The following is a 12,892-nucleotide window of genomic DNA, read 5'->3' as shown; positions in this document are numbered from 1 at the left end:
TTCATTTTGGCTTTTATGATTTTTGTTTACTCATCTCCTTTGCCATTTGCATGGCGTTGTACACATTCAATACTTTACCCGTTTTTGACAGTTCAGAGAACTTGACTTTTTTGTCTTTGGTTCCCGGTACGATAACCTCAAGATCATAAGGTGTTCCGGACTCCAGAATGATTTTTTTTACTTGCTGAACACTTAGTTTAGGGTAATACAACCAAATCAGTGCCGCCGCTCCCGAAACCATTGGAGCTGCCAGTGAAGTCCCGGAGTCAAAACTGTATTTGTTCTCGGGAATTGCTGTATAAATATCCTCACCGGGAGCAAACAAGTCTACATTGACTTTACCGTAATTGGAAAATGAAGATACCATCTTCTCACCATAGTTTTTATTGATGGAACCTACGCTGATGAAGTTGTTGCTTACTTCTGGTTTGTCATCATATAAATAGTCATTTGGATACAATGGATTGGTGTCATTATTCTTACTTTCGTTACTGGCCGCATGAACCACCAGTACATTGTGTTTTTCGGCATATTGTAATGCAGCTGTGACCCATTCCGGATGCAGGGAAAACTCCTTGGCAAATGACATATTGATAACCTTGGCACCGTTATCCACGGAGTAATAGATAGCATTGGCAATGTCCTTATCATGTTCATCACCAGATGGCGAAACGGATAAAGGCATGATCTTGATGTTATCTGAGAACCCTTTGATTCCAATATTGTTATTTCGGTTAGCAGCAATTATACTTGAAACTTTGGTGTTGTGAGCATAATTTGTACGGATGCCTTTAATTTTTGGAGTGATATTTCCATTACCATAACCTTTCTCTAGGACAGCTCTTCCATTATCGACCCATAAACGTTCATTGTAATTTACATTTAAATTTTTATTGGTAATAGAATCAGTTTGTGCAAGTTCATCTTTTAATTTTTCACCACCTTCTTTTTTCATCTCCATACTTATTTTCATGAATAATACTAAAGTTGAAAAATCTTCATCGCCAGAATCCCTTCGCTGTCTGAAAGTTTTGTCGCTTGTTTTATATTTATTGAACAGACTGTCTAATTGTTTTACAGTATAATCTTCTCTAGGAAAGATAGACTTAAGAGTGTCTTTTGCTTTAGGTTCAATTTTAACACAAAAAATCATGGATTTTAAATAATTAGCATAGTACTTGTATTTTTCCTCCTGAAAAATTAATGCCCTTTTATATTCTTTATATTTTTTTAAATCCTCACCGAAAATTTCTTCTTCTTTTTTATCTTTAAATAAAGGTTCATATTCCCTTATGACCCTTGTGTATTCAAAATTGCCCCATACAATATAATTTCCTGATTTTGTTCCCAAGAAATTCCACCCTTTAACATCATCGACATATCCATTATGATCATCGTCAATTTTATTTCCGGGAATTTCTTTTTCATTAATCCAGATATTATCCTTTAAATCTTCATGATTAGAATCGATGAGGTTGTCTATTGTGGCTACAATGATCTGTTTTTGTGGTTTTAAACCTTTTAAATTCACTACTGCTTTCTCAAGACTGATGCCTGGAACATTTGAGACTGTATAATCTTCATGATGCCAATTTTTAGATAAATCATCTTTTAAAGAAGTCTTAGAAATTTTATTCGAAGAGCAACTATAAATTAATAGGGTAATGAGTATTGTGTAAAGAGAATTTAGTTTCATTTGTTTGGTTTTTTGTTATTGTTGAAGGAGACTCTTTTTTTGAAAGAGTCTCCTTTTGTAAGTTTAGCAAACGCTGGTTGAAATTGCGTTACCATCTTGTGTACCAACCTTAGTTGTTTCATTTGCATCTCCCGTACCATTATTGTCATTATCTCCACCTTTAATTTTTTTTAAAGCATTATCATTTAATTCAACAACACTTCTTTTGATAAAATCCCATTTTGTTTTAGTTTGTTTTTTCATTTTAGTTTTGTTTTTATGATTCCGGACAAATATAAAATTGCAATTTTTAAATTATAAACTTTAAAATCATATGCTTATCGGAATTCATGAATTTTGGGTTTTAATGTTTGTTTTGTTTTTGAAAATCAGTTGTTTGTATTGTTTAGTTCCTTGAGATAATAACTTGGTTTGATCCCGGTTTTCCTGAAAAACGCGTTCGAAAATGACTCCGCTGTATTAAAACCAAACTCATTTGCCAGGGCAATCAAGGTGTATTTTCGTAATTTAGAATTGTTCTGTAGTTTTTTTAATGCATAATCGATTCGTAGATCATTGATGTATTGTACAAAATTAACTTGCTTTTGTTCATTGATAATTTTAGACAGATACTTCGTATTAGTGTCAAATTGATCAGCCAAAAACTGCATATTTAGGGTACTGTCCAGATATCCCTTTTTCTTTTCAAACTCCTGCAGTTTTTTTAAGATAGAATTGATTACCTCATCAGCAATTATAATCTCTTTTGTTGAATGATTGCTTTTTTCTTCATTATTATCAATAACCGGAGTTGGTTCGTTAAGCTTTAAAATCAAAGCATCAAAGCGTTTTTTGTAAATCTCTTTTTGACGGCCATTGTACCAAAATAATGCTAAAACCGCTATTATAAAAAGAGCAACACAATATAAAGCAATTGAGTATCTACTTTCTAAATCTTGTATTGCATCTTCCTTCTCTTTTAATAAGTGAGGGATTTCATAATTTTTATGGATTATTTTATCAAAGTTCCGGAATTTTTTATTCATTAGACTGTCAACAGATATTAGAGCTGTCAGGTATTTAATATGCATCTCTTTATTTCCAGATTCTTTATAATAATTTACCAAGAAAGGATAACCGTCAACAACTTCTGGGAAAATATATTTGCTTTTTTGATACATTGAATCTACAAGAGTAAAGTTTTTAACCGCTAGAGACTTGTTGCCTAGTCCTTCATATGCTTTTCCTCGATAGAAATATCCTGCCATAGTATTATCAGTATCCTTAAGAGCAATAACTTTAGGTAAAGCTATTTTAATACTATCCAAGGCGGTTTTATAATTTTTTTTCGATATAAGATTTGCTCCTTCATTAAGGGTAAATAGGTTTTTCATTATATCATTTTTAATCAAAACAGAGCTTTTATATCCTAAGCGGTTGTAAAATGATGAAGAATCAGGAACTTTAAGTGTTTTGTAAGCATCTGCCAGGCAAAAAAGAATTGTGTTATTCAGATACAAATGCGTGTTTCCATCCCATTTTTGCTTTTTACTATATTTATAACATTCTTTATAAATCTCTAGTGCTTCTTTTACATTACCTAGTTCTTCCGATTTGAATATGGCGACATCTAACCTTATTTTATAGTATAAATTCCAGTCTTTATTCCGTACATGATTTTCCGCTTTTGTAAAACTTTGAATTGCTTTATCATACTGGTATAATTGAATATGTTTATAGGCTTTCTCTCTGTAAGCAGCAAAAGGGAACGATTTATCCCCCGTATTCAAAGAATACTTAATCACACTGTCAAATGAACTGATAGCTTGTTTTGGCGTTTCAGATTGTAAACGCATATAGTAGTATCGGGCTTTATTTATGCTACTGTCTGATTGTATGGCTTTATTATAATAGGTTTTCAGTATTCTTTTTTGTAAATCCTTTTTCTCCGAATTCTCAAAGTAAAGCATATACAATTTTTTGAAAGGTATTTTACTTAGTTCCTTTTCATTTACCTGTGCATAAGTAGAACCAAATTTTAAAATCAAAAATAGTGTGGTGTATATCTTAATCCAATTCATTTTGTACGAAATTTCAGCGAAAATAAATAAAAAGAAATTATCTGTGCAAGGAATTCCTGAATTTCGGATATTATTTATTTAATGACAGATGCATTACTGTGGTGGTAAAGAAAGATGCTTCTGAATTTCAGCAATGCAATCATCAATATTTTTCATGATTTCCTTATCCCAGAACCTTAAAATAGTCCATCCGTTTTCTTGTAGAAAGGTATTGACTTCTTTGTCACGCTCTATATTGCGTTCAATCTTTTTATGCCAGAAATCGATGTTAGTCTTGATGCGGTGTTTTTCTGTTTCCCAGTTTTTACCATGAAAAAACTCGCTGTCGACAAAAACAGCGAGTTTATATTTTTTAAAGGTTAAATCCGGTTTCCCAAAAACAGTTTTATCATTCTTCCGGTAACGGTATCCCAGATGCCATAATGCTTTTGCCAGCTTTACTTCGCTCTTCGTGCCGGTGCTTTTGATGGCAGCCATATTGCGGGAGCGTTGAGGTGAGGGAACGTTCATTTTGGACTATTCGAAAAGGGATGTGTATATTTCATTTGTATCGAAATCAGGAGAACCTTGTCTAGAATAATAGTTAGAATATCTTGAAATTATATCTTTTAGAAATGGAGTTGATACAGTGGCAATTCTTATTATTTGTCGCTCTTCTATAAGTTTGTTAATGTTTGATTCAGGAAGAGTTAATTTATTTTGAAAATCTACCAATCCTGCTTCGACTATATTTGTTTTTGGTATAAAATGATAATTCTGTTTTTTATTTTCAATAAAACTGTTTAATCTCACGCGGTTATCATTCTTTTCACTTGTTCCTGAATTTAAGCTATCAAAGTTTTTTACCACATCATTTAAACTCCTAATCTGAACTAATAATATCATAGTAGTATTTCTAGAGCCATCTTCTCTGATAACTATATCACAGGAAGGGGTTAGAACAATGTATCTATTTCCATCATAAGTAACTATGTCACCAGTGAAAATGTTTTTTTTTATAGGTTCTGTAATGTAAAATTCACTTGGGTGGTATTTTTCAATATCTTCATCGATATATTCTTGCATATGCATTAATGTATATCTTAAGAGAGATTTTTGCTTTTCCTCAGGACTCCTTGAATCATCTTTAATCCAGTTCTCCATTGAATTTGATAAATGATTCCAAAATATATTATTAAGAAAATCTTCAATATGACCTTTACTATTTATAATTTTTGTTATTCCTGTTTTATAAATGTCAACTAATTGTTCAAGATGATTGTCTTCTTCTCCTCTAGTTTTTATTTTAAAAAAACTATTTTCATTTTTTAAATCTTCAGAAATATGTTGAGGTGTACCTGTTACTACAAAAACGGGAAATCGTAAATTAGATTTTATTTCTCTAATAACATCATTACCTGAATAGTCATCATCGGACTTTTCATTGGAATCTAATTTTAAATCAACTATAGCTGCATCAAAATATTTTTTTTTGTCTTTTAGGATGTTAAGAGCTGCTTCTTTGTCTGATACTTGTTCATGGTTTATTTTAACTTCGCTATCTAAGTTAAAAGAGGCAATGTCTCTTTTGTATGAAGTTATTAATTCAGGATCATCTTCAACGATAAGTAATTTTAGTTCATTCATTTTTATCAATTTCTATTTGAAAATAAACACCTTTCTCAACTTTCAGTGCTTTTAATTTGCCATTTAATCTATCAGTTGCTTCGCCCGCAATTGCTAAACCTAAACCTGTTCCATTATGTTTTTTAGAGTAACCGGGTTCAAAAATTATTTCCGTTTCAATTTCATTATCGGTTAATCCGGGGCCATTATCAGTAAAATTAATTAAGACAGCATCAACTGTTTCTAGAACAGTTATTTCAATCTTCTTGTTTTCGATGTCATATAAATTTAGCCAGTATATACTATTTTCAATAAGATTTGTAATTGAGGTAAAAAGATCCTCTTCCCATCCGTTAATTAAAATAGATTTGCTACAATTTAAACTAAAATCTATATTGTAGTCTTTCATCGTACTAGAGAATATTCGATAAGAATTTTCAATTGTTTCTAAAACTAAAAAGTCAGTTTTATGTCCTCTTTTTTGACCTGCAAGAGGGGTGATTCGTTTGAATAAATCAGAAATTAATTTACTATTTCGTCTAATTCCTTTTGCGCTTTCATCTAAATAGTCTAATAAATCAGAATCCTTTGTAATCTTATAATGTTTGACGTATCTCTCTATAACATTAGCTTCTGTATTAAAAAAATGAACAGGTTTTCTTCCTTCGTGAAGAATGAAACTCACTATTTTTCCTAAAGTTGCTTGCCCTTGATAAATTGCAATTGTTTTTTGAATATCTTCTAAAAGTTCTGCTTTATTTTCTTCTTCTTGTTTTAAAATTGATTTGATTTGAGAAATATTTTCTTTATCAACATTAAATTGCTCAAGTTTAGTTTCAATGTTTTTTGATAAGCTTGAAAAACTAAAAAGATTTTGAACACTATCGTTAATTGTATTTCTAACTTTTCTGCTTTTCAAACTCCGTTCTCTAAAAATCAGTCTACGTAGCTCTAATTCTTTTAATGCTTTTTGGGCCAATTCTTTTAGACCAAAATAATGATCATTCTCTTTTAGACCATCTCTAGCGCTTTTTTCTTCTAAACCTGATAATTCCTCTGGTTCAATTGTTATGAAACCAATGATTTGATTGTTACTTATTTTAAGCGTAAAATTTTGTATTCTTTCCTTATCTAAATCAAGCCAATCTATACCTCCATTCCCATAAGGACGAATTCTAAATAGATTTTTATAAATGTTTACACCATAAGTATCGTTAAGCATCCTTTTTGCTTCATTTTTACCGGCAAATTTTTTTGAGACAGGGTCGATTAAGCCTTTGTTAATTAAATTGTCAATTGCCTCAGGTTCTCTATCAAAAACCCTAAAATCAATAATTAGTTTACCGCAATATTTGCCATGATTCTCAAGTTTATAATTTCCTTTAATAGTTTCAGATTGTTTGATGTCAGTTACGTTATTTTCATACACTAAGTTGAAATTTCCTCCTTTGTCAATCTCTCCACTTATTCTATAATCATATAGATCAATTATTGGATAAGTTTCTATGTCAAATGCTATATCATTGTATGATTCTACAGGGGAATTAATGAATGATAAATTGATTTTGAATTTATCTGCGTCAAAATCTTTAAAAGGAGAAATAAGTTTTCTTAATTCATTAATTAATTCGTCAATTGTTTTTTTGTCCCAGACAGATACCTTTTCGTCATCTGTTTCATTTTTTGCAATAATTTCAATATCTGTATATGAATTTTCATCGGTTATGACTTTTTCAACAAGTAATTCTACATTTTCAAGAAAATCATCAGCATTAAAAACTCTCCAATCAATCACGGTTATTGTTTTTTCTCCAAACTTATCTACTGTTGTCATCGCCATTTCCTGCCCTAAAATTGAAGCAGCAAATCTTCCAATTCCTTTTCTTCCTTGAAATAATCTTTTCTTCTCCGGACTTATTTTACGTTTGAGTTTGTCATTTGTTGCAGGAACTAACCATTTGTTAACAACTGTGTCGAAATCCATTCCATGACCGTCGTCAGTAATTTTTATTAATAATGAATTTTGACCGTCAATTATTTTATATTCAAAAATTATATTTACAAATGAAGCGTCAGCATCATAGGAATTTTTAACTAACTCTACTAAAGCTGCATATGAGTCTCCAATTAGATCGCTTCCAATAGTATGAATTAATCTTGCGGCAGGTCTTATCTTATAGTAACCATTTGTTAACTCTACTGACATAATATTTTTTTTTATCCTGTTAAGCGCTTTTGATTTGATACTCTTATTAATCTGTGTTGTATATTCTGTTTTTTGCTAAGCTTTAAAATTTTCTTTATTCATTAATTCTTTCTATTAAATATTCGTTATTTACATTCTGATTTTCAAAAATCCCCGAAACAACTTCCGCAATCTGAAAAGCCAGATAAGGCGGTACAGCATTTCCAACCTGATGATACTGATTGGTTCTTTCACCGCAGAAATAATAATTATCCGGAAAAGTTTGTATTCTGGCTGCTTCCCTAACGGTTAAACTTCTGCATTGGACAGGGTCATAATGAATAAAATAATGACCGTCTTTTGAAATATGGCTCGTAACCGTTGTGGCCGGAATGTTCGGTAATTGCACTCGGAAACGGTCTGTGAATTTACCAGAATTCGTATTTTCATGATCAGGCAATAAATCTTCACTCGCTTTTTTATAATGTTCCAGTCGTGGGAAATCATTATATATTTGTGTGTAACGTGATGCAAATAAATACCTTTTTAAATCTTCCAGCAGATGTTTTCTGGAGTTATGGTGTAAAACCCCATTGAGTCTGTCGTCTGCAAACCAATTTCTTAATGGGTGATTGTCATTTAAGTTGAAATTGTTTGATTCTATGAAGCCTGATCCTAATGATGTAGGCAATTCCTTTTCTTGAATTTCAAAACGTGGCAGAAAAGAATTTAATTTTTTATTGAGACCTGTGATATGTTTCTTCCATTCAGTTTCAGAGTCAGTTAATCCCTTATAATATCTTTTCTTTTTAGGTTTTCCTGAGTCATCAAAGACAATTTCACTGTGTGTGAATGATTTGGTAACTCCGCTTCTTATTTTTGGTAAATTACTGATTAATGACTTTAGGCTTACTTGTTCTTTTTGTGTCAGAACTTCGAATTCTTGGTTGATATCTTCTCTAATACCCAGTAAGATAACTCTATGTCTTCTTTGTGGGACCCCATAATCCTCTGCTTTTATGATAAAGTCCTGAGGCCTGAAAATGGGTTCTTCTTCTGTAAAATCTCTTGGAGGTGTTGTAAGTGAATAAATTCTGTATTGGAAGTTCTGTTCGTTATTGATATAGATGCCTTCTGCCTCGCAGGCAAACTTCGGCTTTTTCAAATCACGCAGAATTTTCTGGAATACATTGGTATGCTGCGTTTCTGCCGAAAGCATACCTTTTACGTTTTCCATCACAAAAACAGAGGGATTATGAGCGGCAATTATTCTTAGATATTCTTTATAAAGATTAACCCTTTTGTCGGTTTCTGCATTTAATGTCAGTTCCTGTCTCCTTGCTCTTCCTACCAAGGAATATGCCTGACAGGGAGGGCCGCCAATAAGTGCCCAGTTGGCTTCGCCATTGAGAGCCTGTCTTATTCTTATGTCAACTTCTTCGTCAGAAATTCCGTTTTTATCTTTTTCATCTGGTGTGCCTAATGTACCGCACCAGGCTTCTTCTTCAGCTAATTGTTTTTCGTTGGGATATAATTGGTATAATTGTTCGATAGTAATGTTTCCTCGGATGAACTCGTAATATTCATCCGGTACTTGTCCAACGGGGAACTGTCTGTAGAAACTTCTTAGTTTAAGTGTTTTGTGTGCGGTTTCATCTTTCTCAATGGAAAGAGCTATTTTAAAAATTCGCTCATTTCTTTCATTGAGTAACGAAGAAAACCCTTCTGCCAAACCGCCGGGACCAGCGAAAACATCTATAATTGGTATTGGAGGCATTAGACTGACTTGTAATTTAATGATATTATAATTTTGTTTGTGGCAATAGCTAAAAACATAGAGGTGTTTTTTAATTGCAGATAGATTTTTCCACTCTGTCTTTTCCAGACTTAATGAAAGGTTGTTAAACAAAAATATATAAAATATAAACTTAATTAGCATTAATACGAATTAATATAAACTTTAGTGTAAACATTTCTAAACTAATCAGCACGTAAATTAACCAATTCCCCCACAAATTCCTTTCAGTATAAATACGTAATCTTTCAATTTACTTAAATTTGCCATCAAAAAAACCTTGAAAATCCTCATCCTAACCCCCATGGACATCGAGCGCGAAAAAATTCTCGCTGCCATTGCTACACTCGAAAATCCGAGGCACACCTATAAAGTGATTGTAAGCGGAATAGGGCGGGAGAGCACCGCCAAAGCCATGTTAAACATACCACAGCACGATCTATGCATATTAATGGGATTCGCCGCCATAGTAGGAACAGAAGAAGAACTGCCGAAGGAGCTCGGCTTCGGGATGCCCATCGAAATTACCAATGCCTCGCTGTACGGCTATGAAGGCGGACTGTTCGAAAACGGCAAGCCAATAGAAGTTGGCAACAAGTTACAATTACCATGTTTATCCTCACTTACCTCCGATAAGTTTGTACGAACGACCGATCTAAACACCGGAACCGTAGTCAACATGGAAGATTACACCTTTATGTACCTCAAGAACCCGCAGGACTTTATTGTCAGGATTATTTCTGATTTCCTGCCGCATACAAAAGAAATAGATTTCTTCGAAGAAGTAAAACCCATCCGTTTTATACAAGCCATCGAAGCAGTGGAAGCTATGGATGTTGCCGTGGAAACCAACTAAGGTAAACCTATAAATAATTAAAAACCTGACCGGTCCCCATAACCAGTCAGGTTTTACTAAATAAAAAACAAAAACAGGCTTTTAGGCCCAAACCGCCTCCCTAACCTTAACTTGTTCGGCGATTTTAAGAATATCTTTCAGAATACTTCTGGCAATACTGCTGCTTTCAGTTCCCGAACCCTGAATCACGATAGGGTTGTCCGGATTTGAACCGGTATATATTTCAACCAAGGTAGTAGCTCCGTTCAGTTGTCCAATCGGTGTGACTTCCGATTCTGATACAAGCTTGGCTTCAACTGTTTTTTCTTTCAAATCAATCTCCCCAATGTACCGCAAAACACGGCTTCTCGACTGGCTGAGCTTGGCTACCTGATACGAGCTGTCCAATAGCTTTTTCTGAATGGTTGAATCCGGCTTTAATTGCGGATGGTTCGCATTCGGATAGTGCAGGGAATTAATCCGCACATCCGTATAATCGGCCTCCAAACCAAGTTCTCTTGCGAGAATCAGTACTTTTTCAGCGACTTCTGCTGTTGCCAGATCCAAGCGCGAGTCAGACGGGGCCAATTTTAGTTTTTCGGCCTCTTCCAATAAGGTTGAAAACGAAACATCTTCCCTTGAAAACCTATTGAAAATATAACTTAAGGATTCCGAAAACACACCCCTCACTTTGGTGATTTCTTCTCCGGATAAGTATAAATCCCTGATGGTATCGAGTATGGGTAATCCGCCCGAAACTGATGCTCCGTAATGAAATGTTTTGTCAAATTTTTTCAGGTTGCGGCGGAGTTCCTTGTAAAAGTCAATGTGCACGGTATTGGCATTCTTATTGGCTGATACAATGTCGAATCCGTTTTGGACCAAAGAAATATAATTCTTAATCAAGGTATCACTGTTGGTCGCATCTATGGCAATAAGGTTGTCCAACTGCTGTTCCTGCACATAACTGATGATGTCGCCAAACGTATAAGGAAAAGCTGATCTCCTGAAGTCGGCTTCCCATTGGTTGGCGATTCCGTCTTTCTCAAAAAAGGCCAAAGTCGAATTGGTAATCACTGGAAAACGCAATTCTATGTTTCTTTTTTCCAGAAAGAACTTTTGGCTTTCCAGTATTTGACTGATTAATTTGCTTCCCACATTCCCAATGCCGAAAAGCACTATATTGATTCTGATCGCAGACATAGTATAAGTATTTATTCTGTTTTTATTATGTTGGTTGAAGAAATGGAAACAGGGAGATGGGGTTTCACAGTCTCCCTTTTCCAAATCAAATCAGACAGTTCAACCAGCCGCTGCCTGATGTTTTTACGCCAATTGAGGTGTTTTGATGTTAGCAAACACTTCTTTTAAATCGGCTTTCAGGTCTTCAATATCTTCCAGTCCCACCGATAAGCGGATGAGGTCTTTGGTTACTCCGGTTGTTAATTGCTCGGTCTCGGATAATTGTTGGTGGGTCGTACTGGCCGGATGGATAATCAGTGATTTGGTATCACCGATATTGGCCAACAGTGAGAATAATTTGGTTTCATCGGCTACTTTCTTCGCTGCTTCATAGCCGCCTTTCAGTCCAAAGGTCACAATACCGCTTTGTCCTTCCGGGAGGTATTTTTCGGCCAGTTTTTTATAATCCGAAGTGGCTAATCCGGGATAATTTACCCATGCCACTTCTTCCTGTGCCTGTAACCATTTGGCCAAAGCGAGTGCATTCTCACTATGTTTCTTGATTCGGATTTCCAATGTCTCCAATCCCTGAATGGTTTGAAAAGCATTGAACGGACTTAATGCGGCGCCGAAATCCCTCAACCCTTCGATGCGTACTTTGGCTATGAAAGCAATCGGCCCCAAGGCTTCATGGTATTTCAATCCGTGATAGCCCGCCGATGGTTCTGTGAATTCAGGGAATTTACCGTTGCTCCAGTCAAAGTTACCGGCATCGATAATCACTCCGCCAAGCGATGTTCCGTTTCCGGTAATGTATTTGGTCAATGAATGGATTACAATATCGGCTCCGTATTGAATAGGATTTAAAAGATAAGGTGTGGCCACGGTATTGTCAACGATAAAAGGCACTTTGAAGTTTCTTGCTTCTTTGGAAATGGCTTTTAAGTCTAATACATCGAGCTTGGGATTACCTAAGCTCTCTGCAAAAAAGACACGGGTGTTTTCTTTGGTGGCTTTAGTGAAGTTCTCAGGTTTTGACGGATCAACAAAGGTAGTGGTGATACCCAGTCTCGGTAGGGTCACGCTCAAAAGATTGTAGGTTCCGCCGTATAAACTGTTGGAAGCAACGATGTGATCTCCTGCTTTTAAAAGTGTTAATAATGTGGTGGCAATCGCAGCGGTTCCGGATGCGGTAACAACTGCACCAACGCCGCCTTCGAGTTTTGCCAGACGTTGTTCCAAAATATCGTTGGTCGGGTTGTTCAAGCGGGTGTAAATGAATCCGCTTTCGGCCAATCCGAATAAATTGGCGGCATGTTCCGAATTATTAAATACATACGAACTGGTTTGGTAAATGGGGACAGCTCTGGTTCCTGCATTTTTAGTTACGTCATGTCCTGCGTGTAAAGCGTTTGTTGCAAATTTTTGTGTACTCATGGTATATGTTTTTTAAAAATGTTATCGAATTTTGATTATTAAAGTTTAAAATCCCCAGACTTTAAGGGGGTATGCATTGCATAAAAAAAGTCCCTCC

Annotated in this window: 10 protein-coding genes; 1 reads left to right on the top strand and 9 read right to left on the bottom strand. The window is 34.7% G+C overall.

The features are described from left to right. Positions 1-13: 13 nt before the first annotated feature. The 7 genes from NAT51_RS05855 to NAT51_RS05825 all read right to left on the bottom strand — a co-directional run bounded on the left by NAT51_RS05855 (position 14) and on the right by NAT51_RS05825 (position 9,323). On the bottom strand, positions 14-1,696 hold the full coding sequence (locus tag NAT51_RS05855) for a S8 family peptidase (protein ID WP_250596414.1): 1,683 nt from the start codon (positions 1,694-1,696) through the stop codon (positions 14-16). 63 nt (positions 1,697-1,759) lie between these two features. Continuing rightward, on the bottom strand, positions 1,760-1,939 hold the full coding sequence (locus NAT51_RS05850; RefSeq protein ID WP_250596412.1) for a hypothetical protein: 180 nt from the start codon (positions 1,937-1,939) through the stop codon (positions 1,760-1,762). A 125-nt stretch (positions 1,940-2,064) separates the two neighbouring features. Further along, complete coding sequence (locus tag NAT51_RS05845; protein ID WP_250596410.1) at positions 2,065-3,756, bottom strand: helix-turn-helix domain-containing protein; 1,692 nt, start codon at positions 3,754-3,756, stop codon at positions 2,065-2,067. 93 nt (positions 3,757-3,849) lie between these two features. Then, on the bottom strand, positions 3,850-4,266 hold the full coding sequence (locus tag NAT51_RS05840; RefSeq protein ID WP_250596408.1) for a very short patch repair endonuclease: 417 nt from the start codon (positions 4,264-4,266) through the stop codon (positions 3,850-3,852). Between the two features lie 6 nt (positions 4,267-4,272). Continuing rightward, on the bottom strand, positions 4,273-5,382 hold the full coding sequence (locus NAT51_RS05835) for a response regulator (protein ID WP_250596406.1): 1,110 nt from the start codon (positions 5,380-5,382) through the stop codon (positions 4,273-4,275). After that, positions 5,375-7,567, bottom strand: a complete 2,193-nt coding sequence (locus tag NAT51_RS05830) for a sensor histidine kinase (RefSeq protein WP_250596404.1) — start codon at positions 7,565-7,567, stop codon at positions 5,375-5,377. Before NAT51_RS05830 ends, NAT51_RS05835 begins: the two co-directional genes overlap by 8 nt. 94 nt (positions 7,568-7,661) lie before the next feature. Then, entirely contained in the window at positions 7,662-9,323 is a 1,662-nt protein-coding gene (locus tag NAT51_RS05825) for a DNA cytosine methyltransferase (protein WP_250596402.1), read from the bottom strand. Between the two features lie 322 nt (positions 9,324-9,645). On the opposite strand from NAT51_RS05825, the gene NAT51_RS05820 reads away from it, so the two are divergent. Further along, positions 9,646-10,197 carry a hypothetical protein gene (locus NAT51_RS05820; protein WP_250596400.1) on the top strand — a complete coding sequence of 184 codons (552 nt, stop codon included), beginning with the start codon at positions 9,646-9,648 and terminating at the stop codon, positions 10,195-10,197. A gap of 81 nt (positions 10,198-10,278) precedes the next feature. Here NAT51_RS05820 and NAT51_RS05815 read toward each other — a convergent pair whose 3' ends face one another. Continuing rightward, a complete protein-coding gene (locus tag NAT51_RS05815) occupies positions 10,279-11,379 on the bottom strand; it encodes a homoserine dehydrogenase family protein (RefSeq protein WP_250596398.1) in 1,101 nt (366 codons plus the stop codon). Positions 11,380-11,502: 123 nt separating this feature from the next. Continuing rightward, on the bottom strand, positions 11,503-12,795 hold the full coding sequence (locus tag NAT51_RS05810; RefSeq protein ID WP_250596396.1) for an O-acetylhomoserine aminocarboxypropyltransferase/cysteine synthase family protein: 1,293 nt from the start codon (positions 12,793-12,795) through the stop codon (positions 11,503-11,505). Between the last annotated feature and the right edge of the window lie 97 nt (positions 12,796-12,892).

This window comes from Flavobacterium amniphilum (assembly GCF_023634845.1).
Lineage (GTDB): Bacteria > Bacteroidota > Bacteroidia > Flavobacteriales > Flavobacteriaceae > Flavobacterium > Flavobacterium amniphilum.
Note: the sequence above shows the minus strand (reverse complement) of the source record. Positions and strands in the feature narration are given on the sequence as shown.

Excerpts from the sequence above, each read along its gene's own strand:
- NAT51_RS05830 (WP_250596404.1), bottom strand. The coding sequence starts at position 7,567 with ATGTCAGTAGAGTTAACAAATGGTTACTATAAGATAAGACCTGCCGCA.
- NAT51_RS05845 (WP_250596410.1), bottom strand. The coding sequence starts at position 3,756 with ATGAATTGGATTAAGATATACACCACACTATTTTTGATTTTAAAATTT.
- NAT51_RS05810 (WP_250596396.1), bottom strand. The coding sequence starts at position 12,795 with ATGAGTACACAAAAATTTGCAACAAACGCTTTACACGCAGGACATGAC.
- NAT51_RS05840 (WP_250596408.1), bottom strand. The coding sequence starts at position 4,266 with ATGAACGTTCCCTCACCTCAACGCTCCCGCAATATGGCTGCCATCAAA.
- NAT51_RS05835 (WP_250596406.1), bottom strand. The coding sequence starts at position 5,382 with ATGAATGAACTAAAATTACTTATCGTTGAAGATGATCCTGAATTAATA.
- NAT51_RS05850 (WP_250596412.1), bottom strand. The coding sequence starts at position 1,939 with ATGAAAAAACAAACTAAAACAAAATGGGATTTTATCAAAAGAAGTGTT.
- NAT51_RS05855 (WP_250596414.1), bottom strand. The coding sequence starts at position 1,696 with ATGAAACTAAATTCTCTTTACACAATACTCATTACCCTATTAATTTAT.
- NAT51_RS05820 (WP_250596400.1), top strand. The coding sequence starts at position 9,646 with ATGGACATCGAGCGCGAAAAAATTCTCGCTGCCATTGCTACACTCGAA.
- NAT51_RS05815 (WP_250596398.1), bottom strand. The coding sequence starts at position 11,379 with ATGTCTGCGATCAGAATCAATATAGTGCTTTTCGGCATTGGGAATGTG.
- NAT51_RS05825 (WP_250596402.1), bottom strand. The coding sequence starts at position 9,323 with ATGCCTCCAATACCAATTATAGATGTTTTCGCTGGTCCCGGCGGTTTG.